General features: G+C 35.6%; 20 protein-coding genes and 1 pseudogene. 10 read left to right on the top strand and 11 right to left on the bottom strand.

What is annotated here, in order from left to right; genetic code table 11:
* From BVG17_RS07650 to BVG17_RS07615, 7 genes are all read left to right on the top strand, one after another.
* A complete protein-coding gene (locus tag BVG17_RS07650) occupies window positions 1-348 on the top strand; it encodes a phage tail protein (protein ID WP_143688735.1) in 348 nt (115 codons plus the stop codon).
* Entirely contained in the window at window positions 345-554 is a 210-nt protein-coding gene (locus tag BVG17_RS07645) for a tail protein X (protein ID WP_096676762.1), read from the top strand. Before BVG17_RS07650 ends, BVG17_RS07645 begins: the two co-directional genes overlap by 4 nt.
* Entirely contained in the window at window positions 555-1,232 is a 678-nt protein-coding gene (locus BVG17_RS07640) for a hypothetical protein (protein WP_241654211.1), read from the top strand. It abuts the gene before it with no gap.
* Between the two features lie 473 nt (window positions 1,233-1,705).
* Window positions 1,706-3,019, top strand: coding sequence for a group II intron reverse transcriptase/maturase (gene ltrA, locus BVG17_RS07630; RefSeq protein ID WP_143688734.1), 1,314 nt, complete (start codon window positions 1,706-1,708; stop codon window positions 3,017-3,019).
* Window positions 3,020-3,261: 242 nt separating this feature from the next.
* The gene (locus BVG17_RS09780; RefSeq protein WP_241654210.1) at window positions 3,262-3,423 is read left to right on the top strand and encodes a hypothetical protein; all 162 of its coding nucleotides are present in this window, start codon (window positions 3,262-3,264) and stop codon (window positions 3,421-3,423) included.
* A gap of 12 nt (window positions 3,424-3,435) precedes the next feature.
* Window positions 3,436-3,972 carry an ankyrin repeat domain-containing protein gene (locus BVG17_RS07620; RefSeq protein ID WP_143688911.1) on the top strand — a complete coding sequence of 179 codons (537 nt, stop codon included), beginning with the start codon at window positions 3,436-3,438 and terminating at the stop codon, window positions 3,970-3,972.
* A 214-nt stretch (window positions 3,973-4,186) separates the two neighbouring features.
* Window positions 4,187-4,408, top strand: coding sequence for a hypothetical protein (locus BVG17_RS07615; RefSeq protein WP_143688910.1), 222 nt, complete (start codon window positions 4,187-4,189; stop codon window positions 4,406-4,408).
* Here BVG17_RS07615 and BVG17_RS07610 read toward each other — a convergent pair.
* A pseudogene (locus BVG17_RS07610) lies at window positions 4,409-4,693 on the bottom strand (phospholipase D-like domain-containing protein); the annotation flags it as partial.
* Between the two features lie 346 nt (window positions 4,694-5,039).
* On the opposite strand from BVG17_RS07610, the gene BVG17_RS10055 reads away from it, so the two are divergent.
* Window positions 5,040-5,171 (top strand): hypothetical protein, encoded by a 132-nt coding sequence (locus BVG17_RS10055; protein WP_255447030.1) that lies wholly within the window; start codon window positions 5,040-5,042, stop codon window positions 5,169-5,171.
* 34 nt (window positions 5,172-5,205) lie between these two features.
* On the top strand, window positions 5,206-6,447 hold the full coding sequence (gene ltrA, locus BVG17_RS07605) for a group II intron reverse transcriptase/maturase (RefSeq protein WP_143688863.1): 1,242 nt from the start codon (window positions 5,206-5,208) through the stop codon (window positions 6,445-6,447).
* A gap of 28 nt (window positions 6,448-6,475) precedes the next feature.
* Here ltrA (BVG17_RS07605) and BVG17_RS07600 read toward each other — a convergent pair whose 3' ends face one another.
* Window positions 6,476-6,763 carry a phospholipase D-like domain-containing protein gene (locus BVG17_RS07600; RefSeq protein WP_410543280.1) on the bottom strand — a complete coding sequence of 96 codons (288 nt, stop codon included), beginning with the start codon at window positions 6,761-6,763 and terminating at the stop codon, window positions 6,476-6,478.
* On the opposite strand from BVG17_RS07600, the gene BVG17_RS07595 reads away from it, so the two are divergent.
* On the top strand, window positions 6,762-7,676 hold the full coding sequence (locus tag BVG17_RS07595) for a patatin-like phospholipase family protein (protein WP_143688909.1): 915 nt from the start codon (window positions 6,762-6,764) through the stop codon (window positions 7,674-7,676). The two genes, BVG17_RS07600 and BVG17_RS07595, sit on opposite strands and share 2 nt — an antisense overlap.
* 78 nt (window positions 7,677-7,754) lie before the next feature.
* On the opposite strand, the gene BVG17_RS07590 is transcribed toward BVG17_RS07595, so the two are convergent.
* The 9 genes from BVG17_RS07590 to mutL all read right to left on the bottom strand — a co-directional run bounded on the left by BVG17_RS07590 (window position 7,755) and on the right by mutL (window position 17,449).
* Window positions 7,755-8,087: a WD_0736 family protein gene (locus BVG17_RS07590; RefSeq protein ID WP_143688908.1), complete on the bottom strand. Its 333-nt coding sequence runs from the start codon at window positions 8,085-8,087 to the stop codon at window positions 7,755-7,757.
* Between the two features lie 428 nt (window positions 8,088-8,515).
* On the bottom strand, window positions 8,516-9,442 hold the full coding sequence (gene wmk / locus BVG17_RS07585) for a WO male-killing family protein Wmk (protein WP_143688907.1): 927 nt from the start codon (window positions 9,440-9,442) through the stop codon (window positions 8,516-8,518).
* Between the two features lie 89 nt (window positions 9,443-9,531).
* The gene (gene wmk, locus BVG17_RS07580; protein WP_143688906.1) at window positions 9,532-10,434 is read right to left on the bottom strand and encodes a WO male-killing family protein Wmk; all 903 of its coding nucleotides are present in this window, start codon (window positions 10,432-10,434) and stop codon (window positions 9,532-9,534) included.
* A gap of 117 nt (window positions 10,435-10,551) precedes the next feature.
* The gene (gene ltrA, locus BVG17_RS07575; RefSeq protein ID WP_143688811.1) at window positions 10,552-11,823 is read right to left on the bottom strand and encodes a group II intron reverse transcriptase/maturase; all 1,272 of its coding nucleotides are present in this window, start codon (window positions 11,821-11,823) and stop codon (window positions 10,552-10,554) included.
* Between the two features lie 43 nt (window positions 11,824-11,866).
* Entirely contained in the window at window positions 11,867-11,989 is a 123-nt protein-coding gene (locus BVG17_RS10050) for a hypothetical protein (protein WP_255446080.1), read from the bottom strand.
* A 406-nt stretch (window positions 11,990-12,395) separates the two neighbouring features.
* The gene (locus BVG17_RS07570; protein WP_177429435.1) at window positions 12,396-13,592 is read right to left on the bottom strand and encodes a hypothetical protein; all 1,197 of its coding nucleotides are present in this window, start codon (window positions 13,590-13,592) and stop codon (window positions 12,396-12,398) included.
* Between the two features lie 170 nt (window positions 13,593-13,762).
* A complete protein-coding gene (locus BVG17_RS07565; protein ID WP_143688905.1) occupies window positions 13,763-14,428 on the bottom strand; it encodes a JAB domain-containing protein in 666 nt (221 codons plus the stop codon).
* A 170-nt stretch (window positions 14,429-14,598) separates the two neighbouring features.
* Window positions 14,599-15,537 (bottom strand): WO male-killing family protein Wmk, encoded by a 939-nt coding sequence (gene wmk / locus BVG17_RS07560; RefSeq protein WP_143688904.1) that lies wholly within the window; start codon window positions 15,535-15,537, stop codon window positions 14,599-14,601.
* 67 nt (window positions 15,538-15,604) lie between these two features.
* Window positions 15,605-17,449: a DNA mismatch repair endonuclease MutL gene (gene mutL, locus BVG17_RS07555; RefSeq protein WP_143688903.1), complete on the bottom strand. Its 1,845-nt coding sequence runs from the start codon at window positions 17,447-17,449 to the stop codon at window positions 15,605-15,607.
* Window position 17,450: the final 1 nt, after the last annotated feature.

The raw sequence follows: 17,450 nt of genomic DNA, 5'->3' as shown, positions 1-17,450 counted from the left end.
ATGTTGTCTCTTGGCCCTTATAAATTTGCTCCAACAAGTTTAAAGTATAATAGAGAAAATCGTTGGAGTACAATTGAGTGTATTGAAAATATACCACTATTACAAAATATCGGTCAAGGTACAGAAAATATAGATTTAGAAGGAACGATTTATCTACATAATCTCAACGGGCTAAATCAATTAAAGAATATGAAAGAAGCTGAAAACCCACATGTTTTAGTAGATAGTTTAGGTAATATTTTAGGACAATTCGTAATTACCAAGTTAGAAGAAAAGCAGATGTATTTTTTACCTAATGGACTACCAAGAAAAGTTGAATTTAGTTTGAGTTTGAAGAGCTATAGATGACTATATATTATTTAGCCAAAGAAGGAGAAATGCTAGATCTGATTTGCTGGAAACATTACGGATTTACGGATGGAGTAGTGGAATTAGTACTAGCAGAGAACTTAGGTTTGGCAGAATACGGAAGCTTTTTACCGGCAGGATTAAAGATAAAGCTCCCTACTATTCAAAAAACAATACAAAAGTCAAAATTGAAGATCTGGGAATAAATGCAGCCAGATTTTATAATAGATAAATGTGAATCAATTAAAGATAGAGTTATATCATTACGCCTTACCGATGAATCTGGGACAATAGACGATGTAGTTGAAGTGTGTGTTGATTACAGAGATGAAAACTTAAATATCCCAGATGAATTGGATATTTCTTTAGGGTATAGGGAAATCGGAGTGACGCCCATGGGTATATATACAGTTAATGAAATTACGGTACAGAGTCCACCTAAAACCTTACTAATAAAGGCTCATGCAACAAATTTAAGACTATCATTAAAGGAGAAAGTATCTAAAGAATGGCATCAAATTACTCTAGGTAACTTGGTTAAGGAAATAGCAGAAAAGCACGGATATGGATGCAAAGTTGCAGAAGAATTTGAAAATGTGTTGATTCCACATATTAACCAAACAGAAGAAAGTGATATAAGTTTATTAACAAAAATAGCAATAGAACGTGAGGCAATGGCAAAGTTAGCTGGCGGATACATACTTTTTATTCCAAAAGGCAGAGCAAAGTCGGCAACTGGAAAAGCTTTAGGAACAACAGCTATTAGACCTCAAGACACGATAAATTGGAAAGTGCATTTTACTGTGAGTAGGTACAACTCAGTGGTTGCAAAATGGCATAGCTATGAAAGAGGTGAAACTATGTGTGCGCCAAGAAGTGCGTAAGGAACAGTTGGTGAAAATCCAACACGGGTAAAGCTTAGCCAGCAGCCTGGAACAAACCATTATGCTGCGTAAGGTAACGAGCGTAGTAAAGCTAATGGAATGGACAACATAGGGTGCAACGAAAGTGAAGGTATTGAGTCCCGTAATTCACGCGTCATGGGGGCCGACACTTTACATTTGGTGGAAGGCAGCATGGGTAATAACGCTAAGGCAAGGTATTACTCACCCCGTCGGGATCGAAGGCCGCGTCATGTGTTGAGAGGGACCTTACGTGAACTTGGGAGATCCTTTGTATTCCTGTAAGGGTACTCTGGAACAAGTCAATAAAGGCGAGGACTGGAGGAAGATGCAAAGGAAGTCGGACTAACTGATAGTACTCGGAGTGTGGGAAAGCCACATACAAGGGGAAGCGGTTAGCAATATAGTGACTGGTATAGGGATTGCTATACCAATACAACAGAGATTGGAGGAGTATGCAAGGAAAACTAAACCAGATAGCAGTAAGGGCTAAGCAAGATAAGCGAGTAAAATTTACATCGCTAGTTCATTTGATTAATGAAGAGAATCTTGCAGAGTGTTACAAGGAACTAAAACGCAACAAGGCTTGTGGTATAGATCGTGTGACAGTGGAAGCTTATGGAGAAAATCTAGAAGAGAAACTTAAAACACTAGTGGATAGTATGAAGAGAAAACAATATCAACCGCAACCAGTGAAAAGGGTATACATACCCAAAGCCGGGAGCAAAGAGAAGCGCGGCCTCGGAATACCATCAACTGAAGATAAGTTGGTACAGGTAATGCTAAAGAAGATATTAGAAAATATTTATGAAGCAAACTTTATGGACAGCTCGTATGGATTTCGACCAGGAAGAAATTGTCATCAGGCGATAAACGCTCTAGATAAAGCAGTTATGCACAAACCAATTAACTATATTGTAGAAGTGGATATCAAGAAGTTCTTTGATAATGTTCAACATAAATGGCTAATGAATTGTCTAAGGGAACGAATAGCTGACCCAAATTTATTGTGGTTAATAAAACGATTTCTAAAGGCAGGAATAGTCGAAGTTGGATGTTATAAAGCAACCGATCAAGGCACACCACAAGGTGGTATAGTAAGTCCTGTATTAGCTAATATATACTTACACTATGTGCTGGACTTATGGTTTGAAAAGAAATTTAAGCCAAAAGCCAGAGGATATATACAGCTAATAAGGTTTTGCGACGATTTTGTAGTTGGCTGCGAGAGGGAAGAAGACACAAAAGAATTTCTAGAATTACTGAAACAAAGACTAAGTAAATTTGGGTTGGAAATAGCTGAAAATAAAACAAAAATAGTAAAGTTTGGTAAGAAAGAATGGTATCAAGCAGAAAGAGAGAAACGTAGGACGGCTAGCTTCAACTTTCTAGGATTTACACATTATTGTGGAAAAAGTCGTAATGGTAAACTTATGATGAAGCAGAAAACTTCAAAAATAAGCCTAGCCAGAAAGATTAAAGAAATCAAAGAGTGGTTGAAGATGGTACGAAGTCGTATCTGTCTCAAAGATTGGTGGCAGAAACTTAAAGCCAAAGTAACAGGACACTATAGCTACTTCGGAGTTAGCGGAAATTATCGGTGTTTGATTCAATTCTATCGACCGATAACAAAGCTAGCATTTAAGTGGATAAACCGACGTAGTCACAAGAAAAGTATGGATTGGGAACAGTTTACATACTATTTAAAAATAAATCCACTACCAAAGCCAAAGATATATGCTTCTTTGTACACAGGAGCACTAGTGTGAACGCTGTATTGTGGAGCCGTGTGCGGGAAATCCGCAAGCACGGTTCTTTTGGGGGGACTATGATTAAGAGACCAAATCGCTGGTTTTCAAGGTCATAAGTCTCTACCAGACCAGAAACAGTTGGCTTTGGTAGCCCAAGTTATACTATACAAACGCTTTACTCTAATGTAGAATCAGCACTAAGTGCAGCAAATGCTAAGTTAAAACAATTAAAGCGAAATAATGCAGTATTGGATGTTACTATGCCTGGTAATCCAGAACTATTTGCAGAGGCAAAACTCAGTTTATTAGGGTTTCATCAAGATATAGACGGTGAATGGATAATTGACAGAGCGGAACATGTGTTAAATAGTTCAGGTTATCGCACTGTGTTGTCAGCATCAACGTTAAAGGAAAATCAGTAAAACAAATGTTTAATGTTGAAAAAAGTATTGAATATGAATAGAGACTCAAGAAATAAGCTACATTTTTGGTGGTTTATAGTAACAGTAGTATGTGTTATTATTACCTATTGCTATACGAAAGCAAAAGCTACAGATAATTATAAAACAATATTGCGGATTGCATCTGAAAATTGTAACTTAGAAATTGCGAAGTTTTCAGTAAAAAATTTATTAGATATAGATACGCAAATTTTTAAACTTACTACACTACATTATGCTGCAGGAGAAGGATGCTTAGAAGTTGTCAAATTTCTGATAGACGAAGGAATTAATGTAAATATTATCAACGGGTATGGAAGTACAGCACTTCACAATGCTGCGTATCGAGGGGATTTAGAAATCATAAGGTTTTTATTGGAGAAAGGTGCAAATCCTACAATCAGAAATAAAGATGGAAAAAACCCAAGAGATGTAGCTGTGCTAAGATCACGGCACAATAAAGATAAACCATACGATGAAATTATACACTTGCTCTATAATGCTGAAAAGGAACACAAATCTGAGCAGTAATATTTCGTAACTGGGAAACAATAGGAAATATTTATACATGTCAAGTTTAAGATAATTTTTTTAGATTGATCCATAAATTACTAACCTTATTACTCAATTTCTAAAATAGTTTTTTCCATTTTCCTTCTTATGCCGCTTGCACTTAACTTGACGCTTATGAACACTACCAAACAAGAAATAATTGAAAGTCTTTTATTATACAATCAGGAAAAGCATGCAAAAACAAAAAATCCCAATCACAGTAATAATAACGATGGTAATACAGACCATAGCAACAATTTGGTGGCTCGCCAAGCTAGACTTACGGGTACACATGCATGATAAATTTATAGAGCAGAACAATGGATTGGCCGTTACGGTATATCGTCTGGAAGAACGGGTAAAGAATCTTTCTGAGGAATTAGATGAATTCAAAGCTAATTTGAAGTACAAGTAATTATTCTTCTACTTTTGGTGTGTAAGCATCAGATTGAGATTGACGATCCTTCCAGTTTTTGATGTATTGCTCGACTAATGGAGGATCTCCTGTTATAATTAGTAGATTCTCAGCGTTTTTTTTCTGTGCGGCGTCAGAGAAATTGAAAGACCCAGTTATGATTTTTTGGTTATCAATAACCATGACTTTATTGTGAGCGATTGCTGGTTTGAAATCAATATAAATCTTAATACCTTGCTCGAATAACTCATTGATGACACTATATTTTGAATGAATTTGCGACTTATGTGTGCCGTAGAAACAAAAGCTACGCAATAGATGAGGGTGGGCCCCTCGGAGCCGGTTTACAAGAGCAGGCTTCAAACAACCATAAGCTGCTTTGGTAAAGAGCCAAGGTAGTGAGCGTTATGGAAAAGGCGCAATTATGCGTCATGTGTGAAACAGAGAGATGAACGTAAGTGAACCATTGAGAAAGTGTCGAAAGGATTTGAAGATGTCAAAACCAGGGACTATGAGTTGACCTGGGAAGAATCTATCGGGAGCTTGTTTACTGGATAGATGGCATCCGGCATAGAGATGGCATGAAGCTGTTTTAGGCTATTGTGTGGAACTACGGGAACCTGTCATTTCGATGATAAGGGAAAAGTTCAAGGAGCTGATCTCTGAGGATGAAAGTACCGATGCGGAAAACAGGGGCGGACCAGCTCGTAGTAGTAAGGAAATTTCTGTAATGGAAATGGAGCGAAGGGGCTGGATTATTTAGTTTTAATTATTTATCAACCGAAAGGGAGGAGTTAATGAATAAAACAAAGTCTTTTGATATACCAAAGCAACTTATTTGGAGAGCTTATAAACAAGTATCGAAAAATAAAGGAGCTGCTGGTGTAGATGATATTTCGATAACAAAGTTTCAAGAGAATCTAAAAGATAATCTGTATAAATTATGGAATCGAATGTCATCCGGAAGTTATTTTCCGGAGTCTGTAAAGACTGTTGCAATACCAAAAGGTACTGAAGGAGGACAAAGAATTTTAGGCATTCCTTCAGTATTTGATAGGATAGCGCAAACAGCCGTTACAATGTATCTTGAACCGTTAGTAGAACCGTATTTTCATAAAGATTCATATGGTTATAGACCAAACAAATCTGCACTGGATGCGGTAGAAACGGCACGAAAAAGATGCTGGTGGTATGACTGGACGATAGATCTTGACATATCAGGATTTTTCGACAATTTGGACCACGAGTTAGCATTGCAAGCTATCAAAAAGTATACAGACTGTAAATGGGTCATACTATACGTTGAAAGGTGGATGAAATCCCCTATACAACTTGCAGATGGCAGTAAGGTAGTTAGGGATAAGGGAGTTCCGCAAGGAGGTTCAGTTAGCCCAATCATTTCAAACATATTTATGCATCATGCATTTGATGAGTGGATGAGACAAAAACACCCAACAATACCATTTGAGAGGTATGTAGATGATGTGATAGTGCACTGCAAAACTAAGAAGCAGGCAGATTTTATGCGAATAGTAATTAAGGAAAGACTGGCACAATTTAAGCTAAGGTTGCATCCTGAAAAGACGCAAATTGTGTACTGTAAGGATGATAGTAGGAAAGGTGAGTTTTCAGCTCAAAGTTTTGATTTTCTAGGATATACGTTTAGACCTAGACTAGCAAAGAACAATAAGCTAACAGTCTCATTTTTACCGGCAATTAGCAATAAAGCCAAGAAAAAGATTACTAAAACGATAAGGTCGTGGAGAATACACCGGATTGTATATACAACACTGGAGGAGATATCGAAGAAGATAGATCCAATAGTCAGAGGCTGGTTTCAGTACTATGGCAGGTTTTATAAATCAGAGATGTATCCATCTCTCAGGAATATAGAGAGATACCTAATAAAATGGGCCAGGACAAAATATAAGAGACTTCGAAAACACGGAAGACTAGCAAGGCAATTTCTAGGAAAAGTGAGAAAGAGGTCTCCAAATATTTTCCATCATTGGACGCTTGGGTTAGGGTCAAAAGGCTAAATAATGGAAGCTGTATAAACCGAGAGGTTTACGTGCAGTTTTGCGAGAGACTGGTGGGGAAGTTCCGCCGGTCTACTCTCCCAAGAATTATCTTAACTTCTACACCTCGTTTTTTGGCTTGAATCAAGGACTCAGCAATAGGCTTTGAGGTAAATTGGTATGCTTGAACTAACACAGACCCTTTAGCATGCTCTACGGAATCAATTATTAGATTGGTGCAATTTTCCCCAGGAGTGAAACATACAGTAGTACTAGGACAAGAAACACAACCTGATAAAAGAGAACAAGTTAATAAAATTATTAAATATCTAAACATGATTAAATATATCCTTTCAGTTGATGGCGGAGGCATAAGGGGCATAATACCAGCCATCATTCTAGCAGAAATAGAAAAAAGAACAAGAAAGAGAGTAGCTGAAATCTTTGATCTTATGGCAGGAACCTCAACTGGTGGAATTGTTATAGCAGGATTATGTAAAAAAGATAAACCTCAATATTCTACTAATGATTTAGTCGAGTTCTATCGGGAATATGGACCATATATTTTTAAGTCTTCATTTTTTAGGCGATCAATACTATCTTGGTTTAACTGCGCACAATATCCACATAAAAATATTGAATCTGTACTGGATAAATATTTTGGAGAGGATATTCTAAAAAACACTTTAAGTAATGTGTTGATTACGAGTTACGATATTCAGAATAATTGCCCATTTTTCTTCAAAAGCTGGAAAGAAGGTAATATTAAGCTGAAAGATGCACTCAGAGCTACAACTGCAGCACCTACTTACTTTGCACCTAAATATCTTAAAATCAACCAAAAGAAAATGGTACTAGTGGATGGAGGGGTGTTTGCCAATAATCCAGCGGCTTGCGCATATGCAAGTGGTAAGAGGTTATTTCCAAATGATGATATTCTACTATTATCGATAGGTACTGGTAGAACAGATAGAAGCATAGAGTATGCCAATTCAAAGAGATTTGGAAAAATAGGCTGGATAAAACCACTATTACATGTGATGTTTGCTTCAAGTTTAGATGCAGTAAACTACCAACTTGATCAAGTTATAGCTGATAAATATATACGCATACAATCGCAATTAAAAATAGCATCACCCGACATGGATAATATTACATCAAAAAATATCAAATCTCTTCAGCAAGAGGCAAAGGCAATGGTAGAAGGCAATCAAAAAGTAATCGATAAATTTTGTGACATTGTATCTTAATTTACATCAAGTAAAATCTAAAGCTTTAGTTGAGCCAGAAAAGTAAAATAAGCAAATTTGCCTTGTTGAGAAATCTTATTATCTTTGTGTACTACTTTCTTTTTCACTACTAAAAAATCCACATAAATGGTTAAAAACCTTTTCAATAAAAAGCTCGCTTTCCTTTCCTGTAAAAGCTTCTTTTATTTCATGCAAACTACTTGTTGCCTTATTGCTATTTTTTATGACTGAGTAGCTTTCAATAGCTTGGCAAGCAGACAAAATAGTTATTGCCCCTATTATAGTTGAAACAATTATGGCAATTAAAGGTGCTATTGTTGTAAGTACTGCTGCAATTAATGAGATGCCAACACAAAACGCAATAGCTGAAATGCAAAATGCTACTGTATGTTTCTTTTCATGACTAACCATACACACCTTCTTAATAAATCTATTAAAAGGATAACTTATTTTTTTAGTACCGTCAATATTTTTAGAAAAATTGGCATACTCAAGATAATCATTTGTGATACCAATGAATTACATTAAGCAAATTTCTGGTACCTAATTTAGTTAATTCACTTCAATCTATTTGAACATTATATATTAAATACACAAGCACAAGAATTTCATTCAGTAATTTAGATATATTAAATATATAATTATTTTTTATTGATATTTTAATGTATTATTTATGAGTAAGTAAACTACTGAAATCTTTAATCCAGGTTAAGTTTTGAAAGCATGATTTTCAAGCTCCTCGATAGAAATGTCCAGCATAAGTAGATTATTTGCAACCTTTATCTATATTAAGTATATAACTACTTTTACTTGTATCTTAATATATTATTTAACACAATTCAATTTTCACACTCATCAGCAGTTAGGCCACTTGCTCGCACGATAATATCAATAGCAATACCTTCCTTAACTAGATCTTTTGCAATCTTGATTTTCTCTGCTTTTTTAACCTTTTCTTTACCAGTTTGCATTCCTTCAGATAAAGATCTAGCTACCGTATCCAGTAATTCTTGATCCTCAATTTTTTCGCATTTACCTACAAACCGCAAAATTGGCTCATTTTCATATTCTGTTAGTCCAAGAGCTTTAATGTTAACTGATAATGTCTTTGCTATCTTATATAATATTTCAATTGGAATGTCTGTATATCCTCGTTCATAGTCGTGTATTTCTTTAGGTGTTGAACCGATTTTATTTGCCAAGTCCTCCTGAGTGTATTCCCGTATTAATCTCTGCTCTTTTATCCTTTTCCCCACTTTGTAGAGTATAGAATCAGTACAAATTTCTTCCTCTATATCATCATATTCGTAAGTAGATAAGCGAGTCACTTGGGAAATAATATCAACTGAAACTCCTTCTTTCACTAGATTCTTTGCTACTTCTATTTTTGCTTCTTCTTGGCTAATTTTCTCGCTAATATATACAAACCTTACTAATGGATACAGCTTCTTGCGTAATTCCTGATCCTTAATTTCTCTATGTATTTTTGTTAGATAGACTATTTCTTTATCCTCATCTTCATACCAACTGTTTTCTCTTAGTACTGTTGGTCCTGGAAGTAGATCTACAACATTGACTGACAATGCTCCTGCTATTATATACGATTCTTTGATTGTGATAGCCTTGCACCCTAGTTCAAAGTTATGTATTTCCTTATGTGTTAAACCAATTTTGCTTGCTAATTTTGCCTGAGTATACCCTTGTACTATCCTATAACCTTCTATTTTTTTCCCTAGCTCGTAGCTCAATATGCTCTGAATTATCATAGATAAATCCTCTAAAAGCTGTTTTTCCTACAGAAGCAAACATATATTCTATCACAAAAAAATCCACTATTGGCTAAGTTTTTATGAAATCACAAAAATTTCTCAATCATATAATTTGATAAGCCTGTCGTTTGCAAGATAATATCAACAGAAATTCCTTCTTTCACTAAATTCCTTGCAACTTCAATCTTCTTTTCCTCTCTGACCTTTTCTCTACAAACATGTATACCTTTAAATAAAGACTTGATTAGCATATCGCGTAATTCCCGACTCTCAATCTTTTTGTATTCTTCTATCAAATTTGATAGCTTTTCTTCCACTTCTTCATCTGATTCGGGAAGTAGATCTATGATACTGATTGATAATACCTTTGCTATTTCATCTAACATTTCAAGTGAAACAGCAGCTCTCCCTTGTTCATACTCGTATATTCCTTGATTTGTTATACCAACTTTATTCGCTAAATCTTTTTGTGTATATCCTCGTATCAATCTCCACTCTTTTATCCTTTGCCCTACTTTGTATGGAACCGAAATTTTGTTCTCCTCATACTCACCAATAGATAGGTTAGTTGTTCGAGAGATAACATGAGCAGAAACTCCTACTTTCATCAAACCCCTTGCTACTTCTATTTTTACCGCTTTTCTGCTTCTTTCCTCATTCAAACGAATAAATTTGGTTAATAAATAAAATACCTCGCTTAATTCTTTATCTTTATATCCCTTTACTAAATTTAATATTTCTTCATCTTCAAAATATCTTTTTTCATTTGGTAGTGTCTCTCCACAAACTAGACCTTTAACATTCACTGATAATGCTTCTGCTATGGCATATAACTTCTTAATTGGAATTTTACGACTCCCTTTTTCATATTGCAGTATTGCCCAGTACTTTACACCAACCTTCTCCGCTAAATCCTTTTGAGTATACCCTCTCTCTAACCTCCAACTTTTCACTTTTTGCCCTACTTCACAGTCTAGACTTTTTTCCATACAAAGAACCATACATATAATATTTTCTACTATAGCTCAAAGGCTCCAGATATAATGGGGAGAGTAGACCAGTGGAACTTCCCCTACCAGTCTCTCGCAGAACTGTACATAAACCTCTCAGCTTATACAGCTCCCATTATTTAGCCTTTTTGACCCTAAACCTAGTGTCCAATGATAGAAAATATTTGGAGACCTATCTCTCACCTTTCCTAGAAATTGTCTTGCTAGTCTTCCGTGACTCCTGAGTCTCTTATATTTCCTTTTGACCCACTTTTCTAGATGCCGCTCTACATTCTTTAGAGATTTGTAGACCTCAGTTCTGTAAAATTTGCCATAGTACTGATACCAGCCTCTGACTATTGGATTTACTTTTCCTGATATCTCCTCTAATGTTATATGCGTATTTCGTAGCATTTTCCATGATCTTATGGTTGTAGTAATCTTTTTCTTGGCCTTGTTGCTAATTGCTGGGAGAAATGAAACAAAATGCTTCCCTATTTTATTTCTTGCTAACCTGGGTCTGAATGTGTAACCCAGAAAATCAAAACTTTGTTTAGGAAATTCATCTCTCCTATTGTCATCCTTACAGTACACTATCTGTGTCTTTTTAGGATGTAATTTCAACCTATACTCAGCCAATCTCTCTTCGATCATTACTTTCACAAATCCTGTCTGTTTCTCTGTTCTGCAGTGCACTATCGCATCGTCCACATATCTCTCAAATGGTACCGTCGGATAGTTCTTTTTCATCCATATATCAAACACATGATGCATGAATATATTAGAGATGATTGGGCTAACTGAACCTCCTTGCGGAACTCCTTTATCCCTAACTACTTTACTGCCATCTGCAAGTTGTATAGGGGATTTCATCCACCTTTCAACATATAGTATGACCCATTTGCAGTCTGTGTGTTTCTTGATAGCTTGCAAAACTAATTCGTGATCCAGATTGTCGAAGAACCCTGATATATCAAGGTCTACCACCCAATCGTACTTCCAGCATCTCTTACGCGCTGTATCTACCGCATCCAATGCTGATTTATTCGATCTATAACCATATGAATCCTCATGGAATTTTGGCTCCACTAACGGTTCGAGATACATTGTTGCTGCTGTTTGCGCTATCCTATCTGATACTGAAGGAACACATAAAATTCTTTGTCCTCCTCCCATATCTTTCGGTATTGCTACAGCTTTTACAGGCTCTGGAAAATAACTTCCGGATGACATACGATTCCATAGTTTGTATAGATTATCTTTTAGATTTTCCTCAAACTTTGTTATCGAAACCCCATCTACACCAGCAGCACCTCTATTTTTCGATACTTGTTTATAAGCTCTCCAAATAAGTTTCTTTGGTATATCACAAGACTTTGTTTTATTCATTAACTCCTCCCTTTCGGTTGATAAATAACTAAAACTAAATAACTCAGCTCCTTCGCTCCATTTCCATTACAGAAACTTCTTCACTACTACGAGCTGATCCGCCCCTGTTTTCCGCATCGGTACTCTCATCCTCAGAGATCAGCTCCTTGGATTTCTCCCTTATCATCGAAACGACAGGTTCCCGCAGTTCCACGCAATAGCCCAAAATAGATTCATGCCACCTCTATGCCGGACGCCATCTATCCAGTAAACAAGCTCCCGATAGATTTATCCCAGGTTAAGTCTAACCCCTGGTTTTGACATCATCCAATTCCTTTCGACACTTTATCAGTGGTTCATTTTCATTCATCTCTCTATTTTACACATGACGCATATTTGCGCCTTTTCCATAACGCTCACTACCTTAGCTTTTTACCAAAGCAGCTTATGGTTGTTTGAAGCCTGCTCTTGTAAGCCGGCTCCGAGGGGCCCACCCCCATCTATTGCGTAGCTTTTGCACTTAGTTTGCTCTTACTTGAACATTCCTTGTGTCTCTACGGCACACTAGACTCTGGAACCTTAAAATAAATGAATTAAAGCCCCCTACAAGTTTCTTTACTATTTTCACGTACTTTATCTACCCATGAAGACAATTTTTCACTTGGGCTATCAACCTCCTTCATAAGCTGCTTGCTATTCCATATGCCACATCTCATAAAACTTCCCTTTTCTACTGCTTCTTGAAGTTTCACTCCTCCAAAAAGGCAGTTTTTTCCTATTTCTTCGCCTCTTTTTTGTAACTCAGCCCACATTTCTTTGTTTTCTACTCTCACTTGCACTTGATCATATTTTTTTACATCGTGGTACAATATAATATTTAGCTTACCAATGCTTGTAGGAAATTCTAATATAATAGAGCTTTCATCTGACATATCGATATAGTTTCTTATACCTCCCTTCTCACTTTTAACCTCAACTGCATCATTACCAATTTTTAAAATATTACTTCCTAACTTTCTGTTTGCTTCCAGTATTTTGGCTACCTCTACCTTGCTATTATCAGAAAATTCTATATATGATGTTGTATTGTCTATCTCGAGATCTATTAAGGATCCTTCTTGAACAGCACTTTCGCCAGCTTTTTCTAGTTCTTCTAGTTGCTTATCTATCTGTGGCTGAACTTCTGGTTGTAGCTCATCATAGATTTCACCTATCAGTTTATTCTGTAGTAGAGTATCATGAAACTCTGCACCGCTTAACATTAATTTACGTATTACCTTTTTACGATCAACCTTATCAAATTTATGAAAATGTGTACCTAACACTACATACTCTGAGAAACTCCATTCCCCATCATTACATGCATTTAGCCTTGTTCCATCACCTATTACTTCATCTATAACTTTGTTCATCTCTTTTGGGGTTTTTGCTTTTACCACTCCACTCTTAAACCAGCTCAACTTTTCACTTTCGCTTATACTTGGCTTTATTTTTTGCAAGGCGGAGGTAAATGGATTTTTATCTTCTTGATCACTTGCAGGTTTTGTGCCATAAACATAGTCAAATCCTTTCCCACAGTTGATTTTGTTTTCGCGAACTTCTCTACCAGGGAAAGGTGCTATTTCCTCAGGCTTTTTAGCCTTATTAATTTTGCTTACAAAGGTGTTAGTACGACCTATTCCTACAATAGCATTTAACACCTCACCTTTTGATAATCTATCAAGATCAATGTTTAACTCGTAAGTACCTCCTTCTTGATCATCAAAAGGTACAATTATTTTATTACTCATATTAGCCTCCGCTATTAAATATATTTAACTAAGTCTATAACCGACTTTATTACTTTATTATTAATTTAATATATACCTTCTCATTAATTGTAAGCAATAATTAATGCACTTGCAAATACTTTCTTCATTCAAGTAGTTAAACAACTCATGAAAATCTTCAAATATCTGCTTTATAACAGTCCTTGCTCTTTAAAGCTAAAATACCCAACACTTGTGATGATAATGTGATCCAGTAACCTAATCCCTATAGTCTGACAAGCTTTAGCCAAGTCTTTAGTTACAGCTTCATCCTCATCAGATGGCTTTAACCTTCCTTCTGGGTGGTTATGCGATATTATTATTGACGTCGCTTTTCTTATTAATGCCTTTCTTGTTACTTCTCTTATGTAAAAAGGTACCTTATCCACTGTACCAGTGAACACTTCTTCCCCCTTTAAACGGCACTTTTGATCAAAATATATTATTTTCATCTTTTCCTCCTCTGAATAACCAATACTCACCCTTAAATATTTTACGATGGTTTCCAAGTTATCCATTACAGGTCCTTTCTTTAACTCTTCTCTTGGTACTCTCTTTGCAGCTTCCTTTAGGCATAAAATTACTGCTACTGTAGAGTCAGTTATCCCTTCTATAGTTTTCAAGTCATCTATTTCCTGGCCTAAAATTCCTCCTATTCCAAAACTATCTATTAGCTTTCTAGCAATAACTCGAGCTTCTTCCCTGTCATGCACTGCACTTAGAAACGTTTCTATTACTTCACGATCAAGTAGAGCTTTACCGTTGCTTTCTAATGCTCTGAACTCTATTTCTTCTCTACGATCTTTCTTATTATTCATAAAAATTACCCTTCACTAATAACAAAATGTTTTTATATATTTACTGCTGTTTTTTTGTCAGCATTGGCATAAAGCCATAGCTTTTGAGTGAAGTCAAATCAATTTCTCAATCTTTTTTACTTATTTTTTCATGAATAGGTAAAGATATTAATATATACTGATTTTTTATTTTAAATTTGTTGAATTTCGTTCAAGGAGAGGCCTACTGTTTTTAAAATAATATTGATAGAAATTCCTTCCTTAACTAAATTCTTTGCAATTCTCATCTTTTCTACTTTCTTCACTTTCTCTTTGCAAATTTGTATGCTTTCAAACAGAGATTTTATTAGTACATGACGTAGTTCTTTGCTTTTGATCTTTTTGTATTCTTCTATTAACCTTGATAGCTCTGCTTCACTATTCTCATTTTCTCTTGTTTCTGGAAGCAGATCTGTAATATTAATTAATAGTACCTTTGCTATTTCATCTAACATTTCAAGTGAAACAGCAGCTCGTCCTTGTTCATATTCATATATTCTTTGATTTATTATACCCACTTTACTTGCTAAATCTTCCTGAGTGTATCCTCTTCTCAACCTCCATTCTTTTATTCTTCGACCTACTTTATACGGAATAGAAATTTTTTTTTCATCATTATCATATTCACCAATAGATAAATTAGTTGTTCGAGAGATAACATGAGTAGAAACTCCTTCCTTAACTAAACCCTTTGCTACTTCTATTTTTACCGCCTTTCCACTTTCTTCCTCACTAATACGGATGAATTTAGTTAATAAATAAAACGTTTCGCGTAATTCTTGATCCTTAATCTCTTTATGTCTTCTTACTAGATTCAGTACCTCCTCTTCCTCATACCTTCCCTCATTTGATACTTCTTGTACGCAAGCTAGATCTCTAGCAGTTGTTGATAATGCTTCTGCTAATTCATATAACTTCTTAATTGAAATTCTGCGCGTTCCTTTTTCATATAGCAGTATTACCTGATATGTTGTTCCGATTTTTTTTGCTAAATCTTTTTGAGTATACCCCTTTGCTATCCTATAACTTCTTACTTTCTGTCCTACTACTTTATAATATAAAAAATTAGAGTAATTATTCTCTTTTTTCACATTTTATACTCATAATCAGAAGAGCCGTTACGTATACCTAATTGGGAACCTTTGTGACAAACTGAACTCATCTCCTTTCAAACAATTTTTCTATATCACTTAGTTTCATTTCTATATAAGTTAGCTTTCCGTGGTCAGAATATGGAGTTTTCTCAATTTGTCTTAGTATCTCATTCATCTCTTCCAATTTCATTTTTCTTCCTGCTCCATGGCAAGCGATTGTGGCTGATATTTTATTCACCTTATCCTCTATTGACAACGTATCTTCCATTTCCGTTAACTTATCTACTATATCAACTAGCATCTCTTTTATATCTATTGTTCCCAAGATTGAAGGTATTTCTTTCACCATTATTTTATCTTCTGATTCTATTTCAATACCAAAACCCATTTCAAAAAGCTTATCTTTATAAGTTTTAACCATCTCCATTCCAGCTTGGTTTTTAATTTCAACTATTTCAGGAATGAGAAGTTTTTGTCTTTTTATGCTTGTTAAGCACTCGTATATCAACCTCTCATAGGCTGCATGTTGATCTACTATAATCAGCCTATCTCCAGCCTCAGCAATAATGTAAGTATTGTGGACCTGACAACGTGCATATCCTAGGGGATGATCCTCTACCAAATCAATTTGCTTCCTTTCTAAAACCATCGTTCCCTTTTGGGCTGGGGATTCTCCATATTTAAACATTTCTGGTAAGCTTTGCCTTCTTTCATCTGGTGCACTGAATTCTTTCATTAGACGATTTTCTAAAAGACTTGGCCTCCTTTCGTAAAATTCTTTTTGACCCTTTACTTCTCTGCTTTTTCCATTATTAACACGCTCATTATTCCTTTGACTTTCACTAACATCAAAAGGCGAACCACCCAGTTCTTCTCCAGTACCTTGACACCTAGATCCATCAATATCACTCACTGAAGAGGTACCTATTCTCATTGACAACGCTTTTATTAGCCCTCTTCTCACTATTTCATATACTAGCCTCTTGTTCTGAAATCTTACTTCCGATTTATTTGGATGCACATTTACATCTACTTGGTCATATGGTATTTCTAAATGCAACACTGCAAAAGGATACCTATTGTTTGGAATAAAATCGTGATACGCATATCTAATTGCACCAACAAGTAGATTGTCTTTTATTGGCCTTCCATTAACAAACGTATAAATCTGAGTTGAGTTGCCACGATTGACATTAGGTTTACAGATGTGTCCCTTAAGTTTGATGCCTTCTTCTTCCTCTTTAACTTCCAGTGAATTGCTTTGAAATTCTTCTTCTATTTCACATAATCTGTTGAACAGCGAAGTTTGCTTAACATATTTTAAGAGCTTTTTATTACCAGAAGTGAGAGTAAACCCAATACTATAATTAATCATCGCTAAGTTATTCACAATATCAACAATACTTTGTGTTTCTGCCCTTTCGGTTTTTAGAAACTTTAGTCTATTTGGTGTAGCAAAAAATAAGTCACGAACTTCAATATATGTACCTTGCAACAAAGAACAAGGGGTAATCTCTCTTATTTTTTCTCCTCCCTCATACCTTATAGACCATGCTTCCTTTGCTCCACTTGCCTTAGACGATAATTTCATTCTGCTTACTGCTGCAATTGAAGGTAAAGCTTCTCCCCTAAACCCAAGGTGCTTGATTTCTATTAACTCACTATCGCTTAATTTTGAAGTGGCATGCCTCATAAATGCTAGTTCTAAGTCGTCCTTTTCTATTCCATTTCCATCATCTGTCACAGTTATAAGGTTACGTCCACCACTTTCTATTTTGATCTCTATCTCTGAACTTCCAGCATCTATTGCATTTTCTACTAATTCCTTTACTACACTCGCTGGCCTTTCTATTACCTCTCCCGCTGCTATATGATTTATAGTTTTTGTGTCTAAAAGAATTATTGCCATA

This window comes from Wolbachia endosymbiont of Laodelphax striatellus (assembly GCF_007115015.1).
GTDB lineage: Bacteria > Pseudomonadota > Alphaproteobacteria > Rickettsiales > Anaplasmataceae > Wolbachia.
This window is presented reverse-complemented; position numbering and strand designations above follow the sequence as displayed.